The organism is Chloroflexota bacterium (assembly GCA_009840355.1).
Taxonomy (GTDB): Bacteria; Chloroflexota; Dehalococcoidia; order Lucifugimonadales; family JADFKI01; genus Bin90.
In genome coordinates this window covers 76,228-99,009 of the sequence record VXNZ01000024.1, presented here as the reverse complement: position 1 = coordinate 99,009, position 22,782 = coordinate 76,228, and the positions used below count along the sequence as shown (strand labels likewise).

The window sequence follows — 22,782 nt, the reverse complement described above, 5'->3', positions numbered from 1 at the left end:
CCCCCCCCCCCCCCCCCCCCCCCCCCCCCCCCCCCCCCCCCCCCCCCCCCAAAAGCAAAGTTTATGCTGAACGGTCTTCATTCCACCTGCTCCTTTGACGCCGGATGCGTGGTTATAGATTCCTCAGCGCTTCAGACCGAGGCGCCGCCTGCCACTTCGGGGCAAGATACGGGCTGATTATACCACTCTTTGTATAATTATTGTATGATTATGCGTGATTTATCTATGACTTTATGTGATTTTCTTAGGCAGTGGCATAATTTGCCACAGATTGCCCCCTCTCCCATTGGGAGAAGGGCAGAGCCTTACATGATGTATGGGATGGGATGGTGTGATACACTCCAAGCAGACTTGTGGCCTATATACTTATGCTCTGAAACGACAGGAGGGTGCTAATGGTTGTTGAGACGAAAAAGGACATTGAACTGCTGGCACACCTGATGCGCCGCGCCGGCTTTGGCGCGACACGCGCGCAGATCGAAGAACTCGATGCGAAGGGCTACGACGCGGTTGTCGATGACCTGCTCAACCCGCCCGAGAACGCCACGTGGCTAGGCGACTACATGGTGCGCCGCTTCCACCATGAGCAGTCCGGGATGATGGGACCGCGAGCGTCCGGCGAGAACTGGCTCTACCGCATGGTCACATCCGAAGCGCAGCTGCAGGAAAAGATGTGCCTGTTCTGGCACAGCATCTTCGCCACCGGCTACCCTAAGGTCATCCACGGCAAGGTGCTATGGAATCAGATTCGCATGTTCCGCAGGCACGGGCTGGGCAACTTCAAGGACTTGCTTATCGAGCTGTCTAAAGACCCGGCGATGATTGTCTGGTTGGACAACTACGACAACCACAAGGGTGCCATCAACGAGAACTACGGGCGGGAACTGCTCGAGCTGTTCAGCATGGGCGTCGGGCATTACTCTGAAGAGGACATCAAGGAAGCGTCTCGCGCGTTCACGGGCTGGACTATCGGCAACACCGAGTACATGGTGCTGCGCTCCGAGCGCGATTCCGACTGGCCCTATGGCAGGATTTCGTGGCACTTCGACTACCGCCCGGAAGACCACGACGAAGGCGAGAAGACCTTCCTCGGGCAGACGGGCAACTTCAACGGCGAAGACATTGTGGACATCATCTGCCAGCAGGAAGCGACGGCGTACTTCATCGCGCGGCACATGTATCACTTCTTCGTCGCGGACGAGCCGCCCGTACCGGCATGGCCCTACACGCCACCGCGCGACGAAGCCGCCATCAAGACGCTGATGGACGCCTACTTCGACAGCGGCTACGACATCCGCGAGATGCTGCGCACGCTGTTCACTTCCGACTTCTTCAAGGACGAAGGCGCGCGCTACGAGAAGGTGAAAAGCCCGGCGGAACTGGTCGCGGGCGTTTTGCGGCTTACGGGCGAGTTCGATAGGCCGCGCCGCGAAATCATGGACAGGGCGCTGCAGATGAATTTCATGGGGCAGATGCTGAACAACCCGCCCAGCGTGGAAGGCTGGCACCAGGGCGCGGAATGGGTGGACACCGGCACGCTGGTTGAGCGTATCAACTTCGCGTCTGAGCAGTTCGGTGATGCGGATAAGTCCGGCGTCAAGCGCATGATCGACGATGTGATGGCAGACGAATATGCAGTCTCCCCGGCGCGTCTTGTCGAAGCGTGCCTAGACCAACTCGGCGTCATCGAAGTATCGGACGAGACGCGCGAAGTGCTAGAGCGCTTCGCGGAGCAGTCCGGCGAATCTCGCACCCGCGAAAAGGTCGCCAACCTGCTGCGCCTAGCAACCGCAACTCACGAGTTCCAGCGGAGTTAGCTCGTCAGTCTGGCAGTTCGTCAGTCTGGCAAACTTGTCAGTAAGGTAGCGTTTCGTAAGGAGCTATCATATGGACGGCAAATACGGGCCGCTCTACGACCATAATTCACAGACTTGATAAGAGCGGAGTTCGGGAGTGGCAAGCATCTTTCACTGAAATCGAAAAGATTATCGGTGATACACTGCCCCCTTCCACTCGCCAGTACAATGCTTGGTGGTCGAATGACACGACTGGACATTACTATGCACAAGCTTGGCTATCCTTGGGCTGGCGGACGCACAGCCTGAATCTCGCACAAGAGACAGTCTCGTTCGATCGCCAAATCTGAATTCTGTCAACTGACGACTGATTGACTGAAGTACTGACAAACTGAAGGACTTCACCATGACCACCGCTACTACCACGACCGAATTACTGCAATATGACCGCACGCTCGGGCTGTCCGTGATGGAAGGGCGCGGGTTCTACTATCCGGCGGACGCCGTCATCGGCGACAACGGGCGGCTGTATGTCGTCAACCGCTCGCTGGAGAGCGTGGACAGGGGCGTTCGCGTTACCGTCTGCGACATCGAAAGCGAATACTACGGCACTTTCGGCGCGTATGGCGAGGGCGACGGGCAGTTTATCTGGCTGACCTCCGGCGCGAAGAACAGCGCGGGCGACATCTACCTGACCGACGAATATATGCACCGCGTGACTGCGTTCGACGCTGATGGGAACTTCCTGCAAGTCTGGGGAACACACGGCAGCGGCGAGGGCGAACTCGACGGCCCATGCGGTATCGCCTTCGACGCGGACGACAACCTGTATGTCAGCGACACATACAACAACCGTGTGCAGAAGTTCACGGCGGGCGGCGTGCATCTCGCCTCGTTCGGCGTGGGCGCGCTGTCTATGCCCTGGGGGCTGACCATCGCGCCAAGCGGCGACATTTATGTCGCGGACTGGGGCAACGACCGAGTCGCACGCTTTACGCAGGGCGGCGAGTTCGTGGCGGCGTATGGCGAGCCCGGTCGCGGCGAAGGGCAGCTCGTCAAACCGGCGAGCGTGGCGGTGGACGCGCAGGGCAATGTGTATGTCGCGGACTGGGGCAACGAGCGTGTGCAAGCGTTCGACGATGCGGGCAACTTCCAGCAGTTGCTGCGCGGCGAGGCTACGCTGTCCCCGTGGGCGACGAACTTTCTCAGTATCAATCGAGAAGAAGGCGAGGCGCGGTCGCGCGCAGACCTTGAGCGCGACATCGACTTCTTCGACCCGGACGACCCGCACGAGGTATCGTCGCACATCGAAAAGTACTTCTGGGCGCCAATGTCCGTCAAGCTAGACGGCAAGGGCAGGCTGTTCGTAACGGAAAGCAACCGCCACCGCGTCCAAGTCTATCGCGTAAACGACGACGCGTAATCTTGCCCGCTTGTGTCAATTGTCACCTTGCCGTAGCAAGGCGTGATTTGCGTTACTTTGTCCTTTCCCCTTGACGGGGAAATGTCAGGATGGATGCGAAGACCTTCATAAACTTCTATAAAACCAATACGCATCGGCATTTAGGGTGCTATGTAGCAATATACATAGACCTATACTTGAACTACTATTACAATTAAAAGCGTCCCCTTACATTTAAGGGTGACGCTTTTTCGTTTAGGTGCAGCAATTTGCAAGGAGACTAATACACATGGCACAGCAGACAGAGACACCGACCGAATACACGATGGGATACAGCGATGAGTTCACGCAGCTGTTGGAGTGGCGTAGAGTGGAAGACCACGCCATGCATCTGCTGCCGCACATCGAGAGCGGCATGCGCGTGCTGGACTTTGGATGCGGGCCCGGAACCATTACCGTAGGGCTCGCGGAAGCCGCATATCCGGGCGAAGTGCATGGCATCGACATGGAAGAGTCGCAAATCGAGTTGGCAAGGCTGGCAGCGGCAGACGGCGGACATGACAATATCACCCTGCATGTCGGCGATGTGTGCGAAATGCCATTCGAGGACAACTACTTCGATATAGCGCACTGCCACACAGTGCTGATGCATGTGCCCGACACGCAGCGCGCACTCGCCGAAGTAAAGCGCGTGCTCAAGCCCGGCGGCATCATCTCCGCACGCGAGCTGATAACATCGTCGTGCTTCGTAGAGCCGGAAGGGGAGACCACACCCGAAGCGTGGCGAACCTTCAGCAAGTTGCTGATGGCAAACGGCGGACACCCGGAGATGGGCAGGCAGCTAAAGTCGAAGATGATCGAAGCAGGCTTTAGCGACATCTACGGTACAGGCTCGTTCGATTACTTCAGCTCGGAGAAAGAAGTTGCATTCCTGCACAAGTTCGTCAGCGACTGGTTCTTCATGCCCCGTGTGGTACAGGCGGCAATTCAGTTCGGCTTGGCGACGCAATCGCAATTCGACCAGTGGCGGATTGACATGGACGAGCTAAAGGACGCCCCCGGCGCCGTCGGCGGGCTGGCTTTCGGCGAAGTGATTGCGCAGAAGCCGCGTTAATGCGGACTGGTACACTCGCACGAAGCAAGCCAAGAAGGAAAGCAGAGACTTCAACGAGCCGCCGCCGTTCCAGGACGACAACGATGACGATCCGAAGTAATCGATATTGCAAAGAGAGCAGACACTAACATGGAATTGACCGAACTCATCAAACGCGCTCCGTGGCGAGAAGCCAGCACATATCGCGACACCTGGCCGCACGAGTATGTCGTAATCAAGAAGGACGGACAAGAGGAACTGCTCGCCGCCGTATGCAAGCGCTTCTGCGCCGGCGAGGGCGTTGACGGCAGGTTCTTCCGCATGAAGAACAAGTACCTGTTCATCGGCGACTACAAGTATTGGCTGATGACGCCCTGCGACAAAATGGACTTCGACAATCACGACTATGTTCTCAATCGCGCCCTGATATACCGCGACCGCCGCGATTTTTTGATACGGGGTGGCGACGATGGCAGACGCGATAGCGAGATAGACGGGGTGTTCGAGATTGCGCCCAGTGCGTATTACAAGATGGGAGAATAATTGCTATGACCCTGGAACCAACATTGCTTGCCCACCTTACTCCGATGCTGACTGACCGCGTAGAAGATATGGCGGTCGAGGCGCTTGGGTACATTCTGTCCAAGTCACCGGCGTCCAGAAACGCCCTAAACCTTATGCTTCAGAGTGGCGTGCCGGAAATCAAATCTGTCGAGCAAGTGCGAACTCAGGTTACCGGCGACACCGGAGCGCGTCCGGACCTTGTCGGCTTCGACGCTGATGACGCAGAGCGCGTACTGATTGAAGCCAAGTTCTGGGCGGGACTCACCGAAAACCAGCCAAACGGCTATCTGGAAAGGCTCCCGAAAGACGGACCATCCGCGCTGCTGTTCGTCGCGCCGGAAGCGAGACGCGATACCCTTTGGGCTGAGTTGCGCCGCCGTGTGAGTTTCGAACTGAGAGATAGCGCGGAAGAAGGCGGGCTGCGGAGCGCAGCGGTCATAGGCAGTCAACGCTATCTGATGCTGACGAGTTGGCGATCGTTGCTCAGTCAGATGGAAAATAGCACAGGAGAAGGGTCGCCCGAACGGAACGACATTCGCCAACTGCAAGGGCTAACCGAGCATATGGATGAAGATGCATTTCTGCCTATTCGGCCAACCGAACTCGCGCCTGAGTTTCCTCGCCGCATGCTTAATTTGAGACACCTTGTTGATGCAGCGACAGACAAGGCACGTGCCGACGGATTTGTGAGCACGAGTGGATTGATGGTCACTCCATGGGTAACCGGATATGGGCGGTGGATTAAGTTAGGAGGGACAAATGTTTGGTTCGGTATCAATTTCGAACTATGGGTGCTCGAAGACGGCACACCTATATGGCTGGATTTCCGCACAGCCAAGAACGGCCAAATCAAACCTGCTGAAGCGCGCCGCAGGTTGAACCTAACTGATGACAAGGCATTCATCCCGATTCACCTTCCTACAGGTGTGGAATACGACACTGTCCTTGATGCAGTGGTGAGAAAATTGAAGAGCATCGGACATAAGATTAACCCTGATTACGAGCTCTGAAATGGCTAATCGGTAGAGAATTAGCAAGATTTCGGACTGCATGGCTTGACGAAACCCGCAAATTAAGCGATTATACGAGTAATGAGAAAGAGCGGGGCATCAGTCACTTGATAGGCACTTGATAGGAGAGGGAAAATGGCGACTAACGGCAACGGTCATCACGAGAAGACGGTGGTAGTCTTGCAGCTTTCCGGCGGCAACGATGCCCTGAACACGGTCATTCCGTACAACGACGGACAGTATTACGACAACAGGCCCTTCGTGAACATTCCGCAGGACGAAGTGCTTAAGTTGGACGACAAGCTCGGTCTTAACCCTGCGATGGCGCCAATCAAGTCGCTGTGGGACGATGGCAAGGTCGCACTCATTAACGGCGTCGGCTATCCGAGTCCCAACCGGTCGCACTTCCGCTCGATGGATGTGTGGCACACTGCCGAGAGCGAGCAGGTCGGCGACGATGGCTGGCTCGGCAGGGCTATCCGCGAGCTTGACCCGCAGGCGGAGAATGTGCTGACAGGCGTTAACTTCGGTCGCGGTCTGCCGCGCGCGCTGTACGCCAAGGGCGTGCCCGTCGCATCAGTCGGCAACCTCGAGACATACGGACTGTTCCCGGACATCAAGGACGAAGCGGCGCGCAACCTCGCGCTTGAGGCTTTCACACAGATGTACGGCGGCAGCGGCAGAGACATCATCGCCAACTTCATCTCGCAGACCGGCACGGACGCGCTCAAGGGCGCCGATGTTCTGCGAGTTGCGCCGCAGCGCTATTCGTCCAGCATCGAGTATGCGGACAACCCCATCGCCGAGAATATGAAGTCCATCGCGCAGGTGATGACCGCCGGTCTCGGTACGCGCGTCTATTACACGCAGCACGGCAGCTTCGACACGCACGCCTCTGAGCTGACCAGCCACGCCAAGCTGTGGCAGGACGTGTCCGGCGCAGTCGGCGACTTTATGGACGACATGAAGGAGCACGACATGGACAAGGATGTCGTGGTGCTGCTGTTCTCCGAGTTCGGCAGGCGCATCCGCGACAACGGCGCTGGCACCGACCACGGTTCCGGCGGCGTGGCGTTCGTCATCGGCGGCGATGTCAATGGCGGAATGTACGGCGACTTCCCGTCGCTTGACGACGACAAGCAGCTGGAAGGCGACCTGCACTTCAGCAACGACTTCCGCAGCACATACTCCACCATCGCAGAGCGCTGGCTTGGCATCGACCCGGTGCTGACCACCAACGGCAAGTACGAGCAGTTCGACTTCATTTCGAAGTAATCGCCAACCGGAGTTTGGCATAAAGAGGGGATGCCCGCATTTCAACGGGCATCCCTATTTCTTTGCCGATATTCTCACTATGCAGTGTTTTTCAATTCGTCATTCCTACTTTCGCAGGAATCCACTAGTTTGCGCTGCTTACGCGCGCAATATCCCCCTATGGTAAGAATACCTTTTTGCCGGTCATCTTACCCTGCCCCATCCCGTTCATAGATGTAATTTAGCTAACAACAGGCCTCTTGTCCGCCCACGGCATCGCGCGCTCGAATGCCGCGGATGCCGCCAGCACCGTCTCCTCGTCGCCCTTGCGCCCCACGATGTGCAGCCCGATGGGCATGCCGTCCGCCGAGTAGCCGCACGGCACAGTCGCGGCAGGATGTCCTATCATATTGATGGGATGGGTGAACGGCAAGAAGCTCCAGCCCTTGACATGGGCGTTGCGCTTGCCTTCTATCACCTCGGGGTACTCACCCACCGGGAACGCGGTCGTCGCCATCGTGGGCGACAGCAGCAAGTCGTACTCCTCGAACACATCGGCGAATTGGTTTATCATCCGGTCTCGGCGGCCCAGCGCCTTCACATAGTCCCCCGCGCTGAACTCCTTGCCATCCTCGATGAGCATGCGACCATACCAAGTCAGTGGGTCCGACGGGTCGTCGAGCAGGTGCCCCTGCGTAAGGTAAGAATTGCACCCTGACATGACCCACCAGATTTCAAACGGGTCCTCCAGCATCAAATCGCTCTCATCAATGGAGCACCCCAACCCCTCGAACACTCGCGCACCCGCGGCGCACACTTCCACCACCTCTGCATCAACTCCGGCATAGCCGAAGTCCGCACTCCAAGCCATACGCAGCCCATTGATGTCCCTGTCCACCGCAGCCACGAATTCGGGCACAGGCGCATGCAAGGATGAAGCGTCTCGCGGGTCGTATCCTGCCAGTGCCTGCAAGAGTATAGCGGAGTCCTTCACCGTGCGCGTCATAGGCCCATTCTGACCCAAGAGGTTGACGAGCGGAACATCCTGCGGCACGCCACTGAAGCCGGAGACGCGCCCCTGCGTTGGCTTGATGCCGTATATGCCGCAGAAACTCGCGGGAATCCGTATCGAACCGCCTCCGTCACTGCCCGTGCCGAGCGAGCACAGCCCGGCCGCTACCGATGCGCCCGCGCCGCCACTCGACGCGCCCGATGTGCGCTCGGTGTTCCACGGGTTACGGCAGTCATCCCCCAGGCGGTTTTCGTTCGCGCCAAGGGAGCCGAACTCCGGCGTGTTGGTCTTCCCCAACAGGATTGCCCCGCTCGCCTTCACCCGCTCCGCAACGGCAGAGTCCGCCGCGGGAATGTGATCTTTGTAAGCAAGCGAACCTGAGGTAGTACGCACGCCCTTCGTCATCACAAGGTCTTTTATCGAAATCGGAACGCCGTGCAATGGGGCAAGCTCATCCCCCCGCATCACGGCATCCTCGGCTGCGTGCGCTGCCTCCATTGCCATGTCCGGCAACAGTGTCAGGTACGAGTTCAGCTGGGAGTCCAGTCGCTCGATCCGGTCGAAATAGAGCTGCGTAATCTCGACCGGCGAGATTTGCTTGTCCGCAATCAGCGAGGCAAGCTCATGGGACGGGACAAAAGCGAGATTTTCATCAGTGTTCGGCATCGGCTTTAACTCCATTCCATCTTGTTTATCCTGTGCATCGATGTCAGTTTAACTCACCGGCGGCTTCCTGTCCGCCCAAGGCATCGCGCGCTCGAACGCCGCAGACGCAGCCAGAACCGTCTCCTCGTCACCTTTGCGCCCCACGATGTGGAGTCCAACAGGCATGCCGTCCGACGAGAAACCGCAAGGCACGCTCGCTGCAGGATGCCCGATTGTATTGATGGGATGAGTGAACGGCACGAAGCTCCAGCCCTTCCTGTTGGCATTTTCTTTGCCGCCTATAACGTGAGGATATTCCCGCACCGGGAACGCTGTCGTGGGCATCGTCGGAGACAGAATCAGGTCATACTCATCGAACACGTCAGCAAACTGGTTTATCATACGGTCGCGCCCACCCATCGCCTTGATGAAGTCGCCAGCGCTGAATTTACTGCCATCCTCGATTGCCATACGTCCGTACCACGACAGGGGATCAGAAGGATCGTCCAGCAAGTGCCCCTGTGTTACGAACACATTCGAGGCAAAGAAGACCCACCATGTCCCGAACGGGTCATCCAGCGCCAGATCGCTGTCCTCCACTGTGCAGCCCAGTCCCTCGAAAACGCGCGCTGCCCCCGCACTCACCTCAACGACCTCCGCGTCAACGCCCGCATACCCGTAGTCAGGACTCCACGCGATACGCAATCCACTAATGTCTTTGTCCACTGCTCCAACAAAGTCAGGCACCGGCTCGCGCAACGACGCCGAGTCTCGCGGATCAAAGCCCGCCAGTGCTTGCAACAATATCGCCGAGTCCTTGACCGTGCGCGACATCGGTCCCTGCTGGCTGGTGATATTCAGGAGAGGCGCCGCCGGAGGAACGCCGCTGAAGCTAGAGACACGTCCCTGCGTCGGCTTTATGCCGTAGATGCCGCAGAAGCTCGCAGGAATGCGAATAGAGCCGCCGCCGTCTCCGCCTGTTCCCAGCGAGCACAGACCCGCCGCCACCGCCGCGCCCGCGCCACCGCTGGACGCGCCCGATGTACGCTCTGTGTTCCACGGGTTGCGGCAGTCGTCGCCAAGACGGTTCTCATTCGCGCCCAGCAACCCAAACTCAGGCGTATTCGTCTTGCCCAGTATCACCGCGCCCGTAGCCTTCACGCGCTCCACCACCGCTGAATCCGCTTCCGGTACATTATCCTTGTAGGCGAGCGACCCCAAGGTGGTGCGAACGCCTGCCGTCATCTGCAAGTCCTTGATGGATATCGGCACACCGTGCAGCGGCCCAAGCTCATCGCCCCGCATCACGGCATCTTCCGCAGCCCGCGCTGACTCCATTGCCATGTCCTGCGTCAGCGTCAGGTACGAGTTTAGCTGCGAGTCCAGCCGCTCGATTCGATCGTAATAAAGCCGCGTGACTTCAACCGGCGATACTTGCTTGTCGGCAATTAGAGCGGCAAGTTCATAAGACGGCGCAAACGCGAAATTCTCATCTATGTTCGGCATTGGTCAAATCTCCTATCCATCCTTGTCTATCCTGTACATCGATGTGAGTTTAACTCACCGGTGGCATCTTGTGCACCCAGGGCATCACACGCTCGAACGCCGCCGACGCAGCCAATACCGTCTCCTCATCGCCATGTCGTCCCACGATATGCAAGCCGATGGGCATGCCGTCTGACGAAAAGCCGCACGGCACACTTGCGGCGGGATGCCCGATGGCGTTGACCGGATATGTAAACGGCAGGTAACCGAAGAACGGATCGACTTCCTGCCCTGCCACGCTTGTCGGATGCTGCTCTATCTCGAATGCGGGCACTGCCATCGTTGGCGAGAGCAGCAGGTCGTAATTCTCGAAGTATTCGTCAAACCGCGCCTTGACGATATCCAACTCGCCGATTGCCCTGGCGTAATCGGCTGCGGTCTGTGTGGCTGCAAACTCCATATTGGCGCGGAAGTAGTCCGTCAGGTCGCCGCCATGCTCGTGCAGCAGATAACCTGACGACGCGTATGTGTTCACGGCGAAGAGCACGCGGAACGCCTCCTGCGGCGAGTCGAGCGCAAACCCGCTTTCACCGACCGCGCAGCCCATCTCCGCGAATACCTGCGCCGCGCTGCCGCAAACATCCACGACCTCCGGGTCAACCGCAGCGTATCCGAAATCAGGACTCCACCCGATTCGCAGACCGCTGATGTCGCGGTCGAGCGCGGCGATGTAGTCGCCCGGTGTGTCCCGCAATGATCCTGCATCGCGCGCGTCCCGCCCTGCAAGCGCCTGCAATAGAATCGCCGAATCCCGCACCGTGCGCGTAATCGGACCCGACTGGCTTAGTTGATTGGCTACGGCGGGCGCAGCACGACCGCCATAGCGCGGCACCCGCCCCTGCGTGGGCTTGATGCCGTACAGCCCGCAAAAACTTGCGGGAATACGAACTGAGCCTCCCCCATCACTTCCAGTCGAAATGGCGCAAAGCCCGGCTGCCAGTCCGGCTGCCGCGCCCCCGCTCGACCCGCCCGGTGTGCGCTCCGTATTCCACGGATTGCGGCATGGCTCACCCAGCAGATTCTCAGTCGTGCCCCTGTGTCCGAACTCCGGCGTGTTCGTCTTGCCAAGAATGATCGCGCCCGATGCCTTCACTCGCTCGACCACTATCGAATCCTCATCAGGTATCCTGTCCTTGAACACAAGACAGCCGCTCGTTGTGCGTATGCCCCTGGTCAACTCCAGGTCCTTGATGGAGATTGGCACGCCGTGCAGTGTGCCGAGAGCGTCGCCGCGCATTACCGCACTCTCCGCATCCCTCGCAGCCTGCATCGCCTCATCCTGCGTTAGCGTCAGGTATGAGTTCAGCTGCGAGTCCAGTCTGTCGATGCGGTCAAAATACAGTTGCGTTAGATCAACGGGCGACACTTGCTTATCGGCGATAAGCGCGGCAAGTTCGGACGCCGGAGTGAATGCGAGGTTTTCGTCGATGTTCGGCATGGTAAGCCTCCAAATGCCCACAGCGTCTAGTAGTGCTGGTCGAGAAGTATCACGTTGCCGTCGGGGTCCTTCAGTGAGGCGCTGCAGGGACCAGACGTCATCATGTCTGCCTCATAATCGAATTCAAGATTGTGCTTCTTCAATGCCGCCTGAATGGGGCGCAGGTCTTCTGGATTGAAAGTCAGGATATTCATGTCGAACATACCCTGAAACAGGCCGATAGTCGCGCTCTCGTTCTGGAGAATGCGCCACTTCTCCGTCTCAGTGTCCGCATACTCCTCGTTTTGATGACCGCCGTCTATCACCTTGAAGCCAAACTTCCCGTAGAAGTCCAGAGACTTCTCCATGTCCTTAATGGCAAGGCTTATCGAAAAATTTCCGAGTTCCAATTCTTCATCCCTTCTCGTTCCACTTGTGCAAGCCGATGACATTGTTCTCAGGGTCCATAAACACGGCAATCTGCCCCATGCCGCCGGGAATGTCGGTGGGAGGCACGACTGCACTGCCACCCAAACTGACTACCTTATCCAGCGTAGCCTGCAAGTCGTCCGCCTGCACATAGAACATCACATAATTGGGCGGCATATTCTCGTTTGTCTTGATGATGCCGCCGGGAATGCCGCCCTCTTCGTTCTGAATGAACAAGTACGGGCTGACGGCAGCCGATGCTGCCTCCGCTTCGCTGATGTTCCAGCCGAACAGGTCGCTGTAAAACTCTCTCAGCCCCTCCGCGTTCCTGCCACCTATCTCGAAATACACTACCGGGTTTGCCATTCAACGCTCCTTTACCTAACAAAGATGCACATAATCCTATCGGCAGTCGCTCACCTTGTCCATCCATGTTCGTGCTCCTGTTTTGTGGTATTATCCGAGTTTGAAATCAACACCCGGCAGAGAGGGCGCGAGACAATACTGCGCGAGATGGCTGGGGACAGGGACGAATTCGCAGCGTGGATGGAGAATGTTATCTTGAAGTCCTGGCAGGGATGAATGGTGTGGGGGCGCAGTCGGCGGTGGACTATGACGCGGACGATGACGGGCTGATTGAGATCGAGTGGCTGGAGCAGCTGGATGCGGTGCGGCAGTGCCTTAGTTTCTGTCAAGAGCGGAGTGCGGCCGTGGCCCAATCTACCGATGGATGAATATCACTCCGACCAATACCCATGCTTTGGCAATACGGGCGTACACAAGGGGACTTATGAACGAGCAGACTACGAAGTATCGCGAACTGATTGTCTATATCGCAGATCAATGCAAAGATGATAGTCGATTTGGCACTATGAAATTGAAGGCTATCATTATTCTTAGCAGATCTTTACGCCTATCAGCCGTCGAGGAAATCAATAACCGGAACGCCATACAAGTATCTGCGCCTTGGTGGAATCCCAGCTAATCAAGATTTCGACGAGATCCGTCAATCACTAATCGACGAAGGATCAGTGCGTCTAGCTCAAGGACGTCAGCATAGGGTCATTGCAGTACGTCAACCTGACTCGAAAGAGTTTAGCACCGAAGAACTTCGTATCGTAGATGATGTGATAGACTAACTAAAGGGTATGAACTCAAGGACGCTTACAGCGTTTGTTTCCAGGGCTGCTGAAACAGCCCCGTTCACATGTTACTTGGCATTCAAAGACTTCTTCGCGTTGTCAACGATGAAGCGTATGGCACCCCTGACTTCCTGTGCCCTGGCAACAGGGGTTGTACCACCTTCTGCCACGAGTCCTGCTCTAACCCATAGCGACCTCTTAATAGTGTTCTCAAATGAATGCTTGCGTATGTAGCGCGCCATTGGTTCAGTATCTTCACCCACTTCGACTTGCCAACTGTAGAAGCATCCAGCGAGCACTCTGATTATCGTTGCGTTAAATGCAAATGTCTCTCGCCGTCGGTCCGGAATGAATTCCGAGGCCTCAACGTCCCCATTCAAGAGATTGTCGTATTCTTCGCAAGAAGAAGGCATGAAATCGTCTGCCCACTCAAGGCTGCGTTTAATGACAGGCTCATAATCTGCCATAAACTCATCGTTACGAACCCTACTAATTCGACCGCCGTACCCCACCATCAGTGTCTTCAAAACTACTGCGAGTTGATTGAAGGACAGTAGATATGGAGCGGTACGAGCAACGGTACTGCGTTCCATATCGATGCGATCTCGCAAGAATTCGCTCTGTCCCATGACTTCTGCTGCAGCCAAATTGAAAGGGTCGCGGTCATCAAAACGTGCCTTGGTAATCGCTTCGATAGGTTTGGTCTTAGCGGCATCGGAGAACATTCGCTGAAGAGCCTTGATCTCTCCCTCCAAATACAGGACTATAGGCACGGATTGACGTTGAAGCGATTCGCGCTTCGAACGTATATCGACCAGCTGTTTATTCAACAATTTGATAACGTCCGGATTCTGCCCATTCCGCTTGGCGGAATTCAAGGAACTGGCCACGCCGGATTCTTTTTCACGAAGGTTTGTCAGGAGGTCCTGTATTGCCCTTCGTCTATGCTGCCCGTCAAACAACCTCAGGGTGTTCAACCGGTTGAATGGTATTTTCAGTTGGCCAAAGGCTTGGCTCACGTTGCCATCTTCGTCAGGAAAGCCTTCGAACTCCACACCGTTAGGGTCAATACCTACTAATATGGAGCCAGATATCCAATCGTCCGAATGGTCGTCCAAGTATGTTTCTATCACTCTGGCATGAGACGGGGTGAGGCGTCGATTTGCTTCACGAACCACATCCTCGTCAATTCTCTGGGGCAACATGCCGTCCAGCTGTTCCAGAGTGAGCGCGAATGTAAACACGCTCCGTCTTCCTTGATTGAACCTGTGTGCAGGTATCCGGAAATACTGTTCCTGTGTTGCGGGCATAACCATCATGGTGTTTTCACCTCCTAAATAACATATTATTTACTATCTTATTTTAATTGTACCACAGGCGGTTATCTTATGTCAAGTTTTGACAGCAAAATACCCATAAGATATAGTAGGCGATGGGCGACAAGGTAATAAACGGTCACTCCGCTACAGGTCGCCGCAGGTGGTGGTCATGATGGTGACGGCTACACCCAGGCCTGACGCTGATGCGTCATCGGGTGGCGGGTGCAATTCGGTGGGCGCGGTGCCTTTGGGAGCAGGGGCGGCGAACTTGTTGTTTGTGGTTACGCCGCTGGCTATAATTGGGGCATGAAGTATCCAGCGTTAATTGACGGGGAGGCTGGCGCTTACGGAGCGGTATTCCTGGATTTGCCGGGCTGCGTGGCTATGGGCTGTACCGTGGATGAGGTCGTTCGCAATGCGGAAGATTCTATGCGCGACTGGATTGCCAGTATGGAGGCAAACGGGCAGAGGGTTCCTGAGCCGAGTTCTTTGGAATCTATCGCGGTTCCTTCCGGCAGCACGCTTACCTCTATTTCGCTAGTCGGAGTCTTGCAGTAGAGGCGCGCTCGCTCCAATTGCTGAGGTATTTGTTGATGACGAGGACGCAACCGAACCGCTATACGCACACCAGCAACGCCATACTGCCGCGCACCGAAGCGCAGCCGTATGGCGTTCCTGCTTTTCGGGATGTTGATTAGGGTGCATCGTATCCTTTCTCCGTGCACCCCTGTTTTGTGGTATCATCCGCGCTGAAATCAACACTCACGAGAGAGGATGCATGACATGAAAATTACCAATATCGAAACTTTCATAGTGGACGCGGGCTGGCGACCCTGGATGTTCGTCAAAGTCGAGACCGACGAGGGCATCACAGGCTGGGGCGAGTGCAGCGACGGGCGCTCCCCTCACGGCATCGAGGGCACTATACGCGACATGAAGCCGCTGCTCATCGGCAAGGACCCGCGCGCGTTCGAGATGCGCTTCCAGGACATGTACCGCATTACACGCCAAAGTCCGGGCGGCATCGCGGCTAAGGCAATCGCCGGACTCGACTGCGCCTTCATCGACATCAAGGCAAAGGCGCTCGGCATATCGGTCGCGGAGTTGTTCGGCGGTCCCACGCGCGAGAAGGTGCGCGTTTACTGGTCACACTGCGGCAGTTCGCGCGTGCGCCATCACGACATCCTTGGCGTGCCGCCGATAGATTCCTGGCAGTCGATCACAGACCTTGGGCATGAAGTCAAGGAGCGCGGCTTCACGGCGCTGAAGACGAACATTATCATGCCGGGCGAAGGTGCGACTTTTGGCGGCGGGTTCAGCGGCGGTATAGGCTCGACCGACCAGTACGCGCCAAAGTGGTTGATGCCGCACATCGAGAAGCTCATCGGCACATTCCGCGACGCCGTGGGTGATGACATCGACATCAACCTAGACTTGAACTTCCACTTCAAGACGGAGGGCGCGCTGCGCATCGCCAAGGTGCTGGAGCAGTTCGACATGCTGTGGATGGAAATCGACATGTACGAACCGAAGAGCCTGCGCCAGATTAAGGACTCCACGACCACGCGCATCTGCACCGGCGAGAACCTGTTCTACATGCGCGACTACATCCCCTACTTCGAGAACCACTCGGCGGATATGTTCATGATTGACGTGCCGTGGAACGGGTTCAGCCAATCTAAGAAAGTCGGCGATTTGGCAGAGGTGTATCAGCACAATGTCGCGCCGCACAACTACTACAGCCACCTGTCGAGCTTCGTCAGCGCGAGCCTGTGCGCCACGCTGCCGAATGTGCGCATTATGGAAATCGACATCGACGACATCCCGTGGAAGGACGAGCTCACGACCACCGTCCCCGAAATAATCGACGGCTACATGACCGTCCCCACCGTCCCCGGCTGGGGCGCGGACATCAACGAAGAGGTCGCGCTGGCGCATCCGTGGGACGAGAACAGCCTGTCGGAAGTGCAGACGGCGGGGTATAAGGTGCCGGTGCGGTAGGGGTTAAACAGTAGCGCCACAACTGAATCAGGCGTTGTAAAAGTTCCAAGCACGGCAGAACGCACGGCAAGGGTCGATGCGCCCTTGCCTCGTCTGGCGACCAAAGCGGACATCATGGACGGAGGCTTGGCTGACGAGACTGATTTATGCTGTGAGTGTTGGCATCTTGATAAGTGATGGGCTGAGTCTGGCAAGGCTGTTTTAGAGGATTCAGCAGTGGTTGGCAGAATAGCATTCATGCGAAAGCGCCTGACTCGCCTCGAGGAGTAATCTATGGAATTCATGGTTGTCGGCATAATCGTGGGATTGATTGTCGGCGGTGTTGCTAGTTGGCTCGTGCGGAGCGCAAGCGCCACGAGCGAAGCCGCGGCATTGGTTGCCGAGCACAAGGAATCGGTGAGCAGCATCACTGCCGAGCACCGAGAAGAAGTGGCGGAATTGCAAGGCAGATTGCAGCAAGTCGATGACACGCAATCAATTGTCGATGCTGCCAAAGAGCAACTCAACACCGAGTTCCAAGCTGCAGCAAGCCGTGCGCTGCAGAACAACAATGAACAATTTCTCCAATTGGCGCAGGCGGATATGGGAAAAACTATGGAATCTGCCAAGAGCGAGTTCAACCAAAGGCATCAACAATTCCAAGAGTTGGTGAAGCCGTTAGCCGAAAACTATGGCAAACTGAACCCGCAGATTGAATCGCTGACTTCGGAAGTCCGAACAATAACGACGGAAACCGCGCGCCTAGCAGGTGCGCTTACGGACAATCAGGCTGTGGGGAATTGGGGCGAAATACAACTCCGACGCGTCGTTGAGATTGCCGGCATGACTGCGTACTGCGAATTTCAAGAGCAAGTTACGACTAACGACGGCAAGCCGGATATGGTCATAACGCTGCCTGAACGCCGGTCAGTTGTCGTAGATGCCAAAGCGTCCACTGCGGCATTCCTGGAGGCTAGGCAATCGGACGACGAAGGCGCGGCGGGCGCGGCATTGACAAAGCACGCCAGCGCGCTGAAGAAGCAAGTGGATAGTTTGGCGGGCAAGAATTACGGCAATCAGGTCGAAGGATCATTGAACTTTGTGGTGATGTTCGTACCAGGCGACCAATTTCTGGCTGCAGCGCTAAGGGCAGACCCGAATTTGGTGGAACATGCGATGAGCAAACAGATCGCCATTGCTACGCCCGCATCGCTTATAGCCATGCTGTGGGCAATTCAGAACGGCTGGCAGCAGCTCAGATTCGCCGAGAACGCCCAAGAAATCAAAGAAGCCGGCGAAGAAATGCACAACAGAATGCTGACATTTATCAGCCGTTATCAAGATGTTGGTAGGGACTTGAACAGAGTTGTCAATAGATTCAATGACTCGGTTGGTTCATTCGATCGTCGTATTATCCCACAGGGAAGGAAGTTCTCCCAGCTGGTAGTCGGGGATGAAGACGCGTACAGGATTCCTGAAAGAGTCGAAAATCCTGTACGCTTCTCTCGGTATGCTACTCAAAGCGATCAAGAGTCGGCAGCCGGTTAATTTTGTTTACCACAGTAAACTCGACAGTTGCCGCTGCGACAAGAGCGACGAATTATCGCCGCCCTGTCTGTATTATGCGCTGTGTTTAATTTGTTACCCCGTCCATGCGTACTTCTTCGCCACATCCTCACGGAGGTCGGTGCCCCAGCCGGGGGCTGTGGGTATTTTCATCATGCCGTTGTTGACTTCGGGCAGGACGGTGAACAGCTCCTCGCGCCATGGCGCCTGCACCGGGTCGCTCTCGCTTATGCGCACGTTGTTCACGGAGGCGCATAGGTTCATCGTCTGGAAGTTCGACAGATGGCTGTTGTAGTTGTGTGGCGCGACATTTATGTCGAACAGCTCCGCCATGTTCGCGGCGCGGCGCGCGGGGATGAAGCCCTGCCACTGCACATCGAGTTTCATGAAATCCATGGAGCGGTTCTGCAAGAGTTCGAGATAGTTCAGCGGACCAAGCTTCTGCTCGCCGGAGCATATCGGCGTGCGCGTGGCGTCCTTGACCATACGGAGACTATCAGCGTCGAGGTTGTCGATTTCCATCCACATCAGGTCGTACGGCTCAAGCGCCTGAGCCAGCCGTATCTGCGCCTCCGCTTTGAAGTTCACATTGACGTCTAGGCAGATGCTGGCATCCGGTCCCGCCTCTTCGCGCATCGCCGCTATCTGATCTACGGCAGCCTTGCGAAGCGCGCGCTCCATTACCTGGTCGTGCGGTCCTGTCGTGCCTTGGCTTATCGTGCGGAACGGGTCGCCGGGAATCTGGATGTTCGTCTTCATCGTGTCATAGCCGGCATCCAGCGCCTGGCGGACGAGCGACTTGATGTCGTCATAGTTGCGGATCGGCTCCCTGCCCAGCGCTTTGTAGTTGCTGGACTGGTAGCTAATCAGGTGCGACCAATAGACCTTCTGCTCGGTGCGTGTCGGTCCGCCGACGAGTTCGTGCACAGGAACGCCCATCGCCTTGCTCTTCACATCCCAGAGAGCGAGCTCGATTCCAGCGATTGCCATCCATGTCGCGCCGCCGTATGACGAGCGCGACGAGCGCACCATATTCGTGTAATGCTGCTCCACGCTGCGCGGGTCTTTGCCAATTATGTGGAGCGATAGGTCTTCGACAAGCCCTGCCAAGCCTTTGGCAAGGTCGCCCACGCCAAACTCGGAGTAGCCGGTGATGCCTTCGTCCGTGCGGACGGCGCAGTACAGCCATGGGCGAGTCAGCGACTTCACTGCAAATGTGTCGATAGCGGTAACTTTCAAATTCGTTCTCCCCTGCTTAATGTAGTGTGTTTGGTATGCTGCATTTATGACGCGAACGACATTAGGACAGGGTGCGGCACGATGATTTGCCGAGCGACTGTCTCTCAGGTATCAGATGGATTGCGGCAAATCGTGTCCGGCGGCGAATTCGCGTATCGAATGTGCAATCGCGTCCGGCCGTTCCATATACATATTGTGCCCGGTGTTTTCGATGATCAGTCGGTGGAAATCGGGGATGCCGTCCTGCACCTCGTTGAGTTCCTTGATGCGCGTGCTATGCCCGCTGCTGCGGATGAACAGGATGGGCAAACCAAGTTCGGCGAACACGGGCTTTAGGTCGACATTGTCACCGTCACGGTCGAGCCAGTTGAATGTGTACGACGACCATTTCATGTCTATCAAGCCGTCGTCGCGCCGGTATGCTTCGTGCGCCACCACATCGTCTAACACTTCGGGATGCCAGCTTGATGCTGCCCGGTGCTTGCTCAAATAACCGTGTAGATCTTCGCGGCTTTGCCAAGTGCTGCGTTCTGCGTGTTCTCTGCCCGCTACCATCTTGTGAAAGCGCTCGTCAACCACGACCATAGGCTCCATCAGCACGAGCTGCGAGAACATGCCTGGACGCTTCTGCGCGCAAAGCGACATGACCACGCCCCCCGTGGAGTGAGCCACGCCAAATACGCCGCGCAAGTCCAACGCATCGCAGAATGCGGCGAGGTCGTCCACGCGCTCAGCGAACCGGTAGCCGCGTGGCGTCCAATCACTGCCGCCGTGTCCGCGCATGTCCAACGCAATGATGCGGTACTCGTCCACGAGCCTGCGTGCCACCGCGTCCCAGCTGCGGCTCGTGCGCATGTCGCCGTGTAGCAGCAGCATCGCAGGACCGTCGCCGCCCCAGTCAACATAGCGAAGTGTAATGCCGCGCGCGCTGATTTTGTGGCTTGTCGGCTGTTTCAAATGCACTCCTCTTGCCGCATTGTTACGGCTATGCGCTGGTATAATGCGGCTGCAAAAATTTGGCAACGGATTTATGGATGGATAGGTTTGAGCTTTACTACATCTACGCGCTTTCGCAGATTCAAGAACAAGACGCACGCAGACAATCTACTGAAGGAAAAGCGCGGTTCTTACTGACTTTAAGCATAGCTTTAATCGGCGTGGCAGGGTTGGTTACAGCCAACTTTGGCGGTGGTGAAATAACATAGGATTCGTGGATTTTCGCAATTCTTTCGGCAATCGCCTTCATCTTTTCGGTCGTTCCATGGACTTGACCATTTCACACCTTCCAAACCTCAATCAGCGCGCGCGTTTCCCATATTCTAGCACAGGGAAACGCGCTTAAAGCGAATATGTTCGACTACTGATCACGCCAGTTCCAGTTCTTCGAGAATGGCGGGGATGCCTTGCTTCTCTTCGGCGGTTAGCGGGCGCAGTGGGCGGGATACGGTGTCGTCGTCGATGACGCCCATGTGCTTGAGCGCCGACTTCATGCCTGCGAAGCTTGCAGCATTTGCGCCGCCGCCTTGCGCCAAGCGGGAAATCTTGCCAGCGGCCATGATGGTCGCGTTGCTCTTGCGTACTCCTTCGGTGTCGCCTACCTCGCCCGCTTCCCAGCCTGCAGACGCCGCGGCGGGTATCAAGTTCGCGATGCCGGGGATGACACCTTGCACGCCGACCGAGCCAGCAGTCGTGATGCGGAATGCCGTGCCGAGGAAGCGCAGCAGTGATATGTCGCCCTGCTGACAGAGCACATTAAGCTCGGCTAGCAATTCGCCTGCGCCGGAGCTGTCCTTGACGCCGACGACCGCGCCTTCGCCTGCGAGCGTGGCTATCGTGCCGGGCGCGACGGCGGACTTGACCGTCTGCGGTATGTTGTACACCCAGAGTGGCGTGCCGACGCGCGCGCTGATGTGCCGATAATGGTCGAGAATTTCGTCCTGCGCGTTGGGATAGTAGTACGGAGGAGTAACGGCGACTCCGTCCATACCCATTTCCTGCACTTCAAGCGCCATGTTGATGGAGAGCTGCGTGCTAGCGCCGGACACATTACCGATAATCGGCACTCGCCCGTTCACTTCATCGACAACGGCATCCATGCTGACTAGGCGCTCTTTGTCCGACAGGTTCGCGAATTCGCCGGTCGTGCCGGACACCCATATTCCGTGCACGCCGTTGTCTATCAGGTAGTTCACCAAGCGGCGCAGCGATGGTACATCCACGCTCTCGTCGGACTTCAGCGGCGTGAGTATGGGAACAATTACGCCTTTGATTTCTTTGTCTGCCATTTTCCTTATCCTCCTGTTGTTCGTTTACTCAGTTCCACTGATCCAACGATTACATTATCTAGTAGTTTAGGGATCGATGAATTGAATGAGTTGCGATCGACAAGTGAGTTCGCTTTCGGTTCAAGTTTTTTGGATAGATCAGCAAAACTTGAGAACAATCTGATGAAAGTCCCTTTTCCTCGCTGACCTATCCCGCTCCCTAAAATGAATTCGCCCGTATATCCATTATCCATTGGCGGCATTAGATCTGGAAGCAAATGGTGAATGGTTTTGGAACCTGCAACTATTTTTGCCTTTGTGGGTGAGCCGTCTTTTGAACGCACAACGATACTCAAATTGCTAATCACTTCCCAAAGTGTTTCAGATACAGCAGAAACTTGGCTCTGGGATAATTCTTCAATACGTTTGTTCCCCAAAGGATCAAGATTCCCCCCCGCTTGTCTGATTTGTGCATTGAATTCATCGAACTCAATAAGTCTGTTACCACGGGCACCAATGCCCCAAGCTGACAATGTTGCGTAGAGATGCTCTACGAAAAGATTATCATCGCTTGCTTTACTGGGAAGACAAAAGAAGTCTCTTCGCTGGATGGTTTTAATATGAAAGTACCTCTGCGGTCCTCTAAATGGGCTAACGCGTGTAAGCTTGTCAAGCGTTTCTATATCCAGTTCAGCAAGTACATCTAAACTCAACATTTCCATTTCGTCCATTTCACTTCCAATTCAAGGATCATTTGTATGCAGAACGAGCCGACGCACCGCATTTCGGTGTCATCGGCCCGTCTATATGTGCCTTGGCTCGCGGCAATGAGGGCGCTATGCGCCGCCACCGATGGCGGGCAAAAAATGCACCTCGCTGTCTTCATTCACCTTTTCCAGCATGCCCAAGGGCGTAACCTCGCCGTCAACCGCTACAGATATGTTCGGCTTGACGCGATCGTCTTCGACCAGCCGCGCCTTGAACCCCGGGTACTCGCTCTCCAGATTGTTGATGATCTGTCGAACTGTCGCGCCCGGAATCTGCACTCGCGTCTTGCCGTCCGTGAGGCTCTGCATCAGAGAAGGAACGAATACTGTCGCCATAG

Annotated in this window: 22 protein-coding genes; 11 read left to right on the top strand and 11 right to left on the bottom strand. The window is 56.3% G+C overall.

All coding sequences use genetic code 11. The features are described 5' to 3' along the window. The first annotated feature begins 395 nt into the window (after positions 1–395). From F4X57_06985 to F4X57_06960, 6 genes are all read left to right on the top strand, one after another. A complete protein-coding gene (locus tag F4X57_06985; protein ID MYC06899.1) occupies positions 396–1,817 on the top strand; it encodes a DUF1800 domain-containing protein in 1,422 nt (473 codons plus the stop codon). 385 nt (positions 1,818–2,202) lie between these two features. Continuing rightward, positions 2,203–3,219: a hypothetical protein gene (locus F4X57_06980; protein ID MYC06898.1), complete on the top strand. Its 1,017-nt coding sequence runs from the start codon at positions 2,203–2,205 to the stop codon at positions 3,217–3,219. A gap of 268 nt (positions 3,220–3,487) precedes the next feature. After that, entirely contained in the window at positions 3,488–4,312 is an 825-nt protein-coding gene (locus tag F4X57_06975; protein ID MYC06897.1) for a class I SAM-dependent methyltransferase, read from the top strand. A 129-nt stretch (positions 4,313–4,441) separates the two neighbouring features. Further along, the gene (locus F4X57_06970; protein MYC06896.1) at positions 4,442–4,834 is read left to right on the top strand and encodes a hypothetical protein; all 393 of its coding nucleotides are present in this window, start codon (positions 4,442–4,444) and stop codon (positions 4,832–4,834) included. 5 nt (positions 4,835–4,839) lie between these two features. Next, positions 4,840–5,865 carry a hypothetical protein gene (locus F4X57_06965; protein ID MYC06895.1) on the top strand — a complete coding sequence of 342 codons (1,026 nt, stop codon included), beginning with the start codon at positions 4,840–4,842 and terminating at the stop codon, positions 5,863–5,865. A 135-nt stretch (positions 5,866–6,000) separates the two neighbouring features. Beyond that, complete coding sequence (locus F4X57_06960; GenBank protein MYC06894.1) at positions 6,001–7,140, top strand: DUF1501 domain-containing protein; 1,140 nt, start codon at positions 6,001–6,003, stop codon at positions 7,138–7,140. Between the two features lie 220 nt (positions 7,141–7,360). Here the strand turns inward: F4X57_06960 and F4X57_06955 are convergent, their stop codons facing one another. Genes F4X57_06955 through F4X57_06935 form a run of 5 tightly spaced genes read right to left on the bottom strand, consistent with a single transcriptional unit; the run spans position 7,361 to position 12,533 of the window. After that, complete coding sequence (locus F4X57_06955) at positions 7,361–8,812, bottom strand: amidase (protein MYC06893.1); 1,452 nt, start codon at positions 8,810–8,812, stop codon at positions 7,361–7,363. 33 nt (positions 8,813–8,845) lie between these two features. Continuing rightward, positions 8,846–10,282, bottom strand: coding sequence for an amidase (locus F4X57_06950; protein MYC06892.1), 1,437 nt, complete (start codon positions 10,280–10,282; stop codon positions 8,846–8,848). A gap of 49 nt (positions 10,283–10,331) precedes the next feature. Next, on the bottom strand, positions 10,332–11,759 hold the full coding sequence (locus F4X57_06945; GenBank protein ID MYC06891.1) for an amidase: 1,428 nt from the start codon (positions 11,757–11,759) through the stop codon (positions 10,332–10,334). Positions 11,760–11,785: 26 nt separating this feature from the next. Beyond that, a complete protein-coding gene (locus F4X57_06940) occupies positions 11,786–12,148 on the bottom strand; it encodes a VOC family protein (protein ID MYC06890.1) in 363 nt (120 codons plus the stop codon). A gap of 4 nt (positions 12,149–12,152) precedes the next feature. After that, positions 12,153–12,533, bottom strand: coding sequence for a VOC family protein (locus F4X57_06935; protein MYC06889.1), 381 nt, complete (start codon positions 12,531–12,533; stop codon positions 12,153–12,155). Between the two features lie 569 nt (positions 12,534–13,102). Between F4X57_06935 and F4X57_06930 the strand changes: the two genes are divergently transcribed. Beyond that, entirely contained in the window at positions 13,103–13,306 is a 204-nt protein-coding gene (locus F4X57_06930; protein MYC06888.1) for a hypothetical protein, read from the top strand. A gap of 71 nt (positions 13,307–13,377) precedes the next feature. Here the strand turns inward: F4X57_06930 and F4X57_06925 are convergent, their stop codons facing one another. Then, positions 13,378–14,628, bottom strand: a complete 1,251-nt coding sequence (locus F4X57_06925) for a hypothetical protein (GenBank protein MYC06887.1) — start codon at positions 14,626–14,628, stop codon at positions 13,378–13,380. A gap of 306 nt (positions 14,629–14,934) precedes the next feature. Here F4X57_06925 and F4X57_06920 point away from each other — a divergent pair, with 306 nt between their 5' ends. The 3 genes from F4X57_06920 to F4X57_06910 all read left to right on the top strand — a co-directional run bounded on the left by F4X57_06920 (position 14,935) and on the right by F4X57_06910 (position 18,156). Beyond that, positions 14,935–15,186 carry a hypothetical protein gene (locus F4X57_06920; protein ID MYC06886.1) on the top strand — a complete coding sequence of 84 codons (252 nt, stop codon included), beginning with the start codon at positions 14,935–14,937 and terminating at the stop codon, positions 15,184–15,186. Positions 15,187–15,411: 225 nt separating this feature from the next. After that, positions 15,412–16,629: a mandelate racemase/muconate lactonizing enzyme family protein gene (locus F4X57_06915; protein ID MYC06885.1), complete on the top strand. Its 1,218-nt coding sequence runs from the start codon at positions 15,412–15,414 to the stop codon at positions 16,627–16,629. 273 nt (positions 16,630–16,902) lie between these two features. Next, positions 16,903–18,156 carry a DNA recombination protein RmuC gene (locus tag F4X57_06910; protein ID MYC06884.1) on the top strand — a complete coding sequence of 418 codons (1,254 nt, stop codon included), beginning with the start codon at positions 16,903–16,905 and terminating at the stop codon, positions 18,154–18,156. A 93-nt stretch (positions 18,157–18,249) separates the two neighbouring features. Here F4X57_06910 and F4X57_06905 read toward each other — a convergent pair whose 3' ends face one another. Continuing rightward, entirely contained in the window at positions 18,250–19,413 is a 1,164-nt protein-coding gene (locus F4X57_06905; GenBank protein ID MYC06883.1) for a mandelate racemase/muconate lactonizing enzyme family protein, read from the bottom strand. Positions 19,414–19,524: 111 nt separating this feature from the next. Beyond that, complete coding sequence (locus tag F4X57_06900; protein MYC06882.1) at positions 19,525–20,370, bottom strand: alpha/beta hydrolase; 846 nt, start codon at positions 20,368–20,370, stop codon at positions 19,525–19,527. Positions 20,371–20,429: 59 nt separating this feature from the next. Here F4X57_06900 and F4X57_06895 point away from each other — a divergent pair, with 59 nt between their 5' ends. Next, positions 20,430–20,618 carry a hypothetical protein gene (locus F4X57_06895; protein ID MYC06881.1) on the top strand — a complete coding sequence of 63 codons (189 nt, stop codon included), beginning with the start codon at positions 20,430–20,432 and terminating at the stop codon, positions 20,616–20,618. Positions 20,619–20,777: 159 nt separating this feature from the next. Here F4X57_06895 and F4X57_06890 read toward each other — a convergent pair whose 3' ends face one another. The 3 genes from F4X57_06890 to F4X57_06880 form a co-directional block, all read right to left on the bottom strand. Next, positions 20,778–21,698, bottom strand: a complete 921-nt coding sequence (locus F4X57_06890) for a dihydrodipicolinate synthase family protein (GenBank protein ID MYC06880.1) — start codon at positions 21,696–21,698, stop codon at positions 20,778–20,780. Between the two features lie 5 nt (positions 21,699–21,703). Next, a complete protein-coding gene (locus tag F4X57_06885) occupies positions 21,704–22,408 on the bottom strand; it encodes a hypothetical protein (GenBank protein MYC06879.1) in 705 nt (234 codons plus the stop codon). 105 nt (positions 22,409–22,513) lie between these two features. Beyond that, positions 22,514–22,780, bottom strand: a complete 267-nt coding sequence (locus F4X57_06880; GenBank protein ID MYC06878.1) for a MoaD/ThiS family protein — start codon at positions 22,778–22,780, stop codon at positions 22,514–22,516. Between the last annotated feature and the right edge of the window lie 2 nt (positions 22,781–22,782).

What these genes read in the sequence shown, in the direction of transcription:
- F4X57_06985 (MYC06899.1), top strand. Translation starts at nt 396, where the DNA reads ATGGTTGTTGAGACGAAAAAGGACATTGAACTGCTGGCACACCTGATG.
- F4X57_06980 (MYC06898.1), top strand. Translation starts at nt 2,203, where the DNA reads ATGACCACCGCTACTACCACGACCGAATTACTGCAATATGACCGCACG.
- F4X57_06975 (MYC06897.1), top strand. Translation starts at nt 3,488, where the DNA reads ATGGCACAGCAGACAGAGACACCGACCGAATACACGATGGGATACAGC.
- F4X57_06970 (MYC06896.1), top strand. Translation starts at nt 4,442, where the DNA reads ATGGAATTGACCGAACTCATCAAACGCGCTCCGTGGCGAGAAGCCAGC.
- F4X57_06965 (MYC06895.1), top strand. Translation starts at nt 4,840, where the DNA reads ATGACCCTGGAACCAACATTGCTTGCCCACCTTACTCCGATGCTGACT.
- F4X57_06960 (MYC06894.1), top strand. Translation starts at nt 6,001, where the DNA reads ATGGCGACTAACGGCAACGGTCATCACGAGAAGACGGTGGTAGTCTTG.
- F4X57_06955 (MYC06893.1), bottom strand. Translation starts at nt 8,812, where the DNA reads ATGGAGTTAAAGCCGATGCCGAACACTGATGAAAATCTCGCTTTTGTC.
- F4X57_06950 (MYC06892.1), bottom strand. Translation starts at nt 10,282, where the DNA reads ATGCCGAACATAGATGAGAATTTCGCGTTTGCGCCGTCTTATGAACTT.
- F4X57_06945 (MYC06891.1), bottom strand. Translation starts at nt 11,759, where the DNA reads ATGCCGAACATCGACGAAAACCTCGCATTCACTCCGGCGTCCGAACTT.
- F4X57_06935 (MYC06889.1), bottom strand. Translation starts at nt 12,533, where the DNA reads ATGGCAAACCCGGTAGTGTATTTCGAGATAGGTGGCAGGAACGCGGAG.
- F4X57_06925 (MYC06887.1), bottom strand. Translation starts at nt 14,628, where the DNA reads ATGATGGTTATGCCCGCAACACAGGAACAGTATTTCCGGATACCTGCA.
- F4X57_06920 (MYC06886.1), top strand. Translation starts at nt 14,935, where the DNA reads ATGAAGTATCCAGCGTTAATTGACGGGGAGGCTGGCGCTTACGGAGCG.
- F4X57_06915 (MYC06885.1), top strand. Translation starts at nt 15,412, where the DNA reads ATGAAAATTACCAATATCGAAACTTTCATAGTGGACGCGGGCTGGCGA.
- F4X57_06910 (MYC06884.1), top strand. Translation starts at nt 16,903, where the DNA reads ATGGAATTCATGGTTGTCGGCATAATCGTGGGATTGATTGTCGGCGGT.
- F4X57_06890 (MYC06880.1), bottom strand. Translation starts at nt 21,698, where the DNA reads ATGGCAGACAAAGAAATCAAAGGCGTAATTGTTCCCATACTCACGCCG.
- F4X57_06885 (MYC06879.1), bottom strand. Translation starts at nt 22,408, where the DNA reads ATGGACGAAATGGAAATGTTGAGTTTAGATGTACTTGCTGAACTGGAT.
- F4X57_06880 (MYC06878.1), bottom strand. Translation starts at nt 22,780, where the DNA reads ATGGCGACAGTATTCGTTCCTTCTCTGATGCAGAGCCTCACGGACGGC.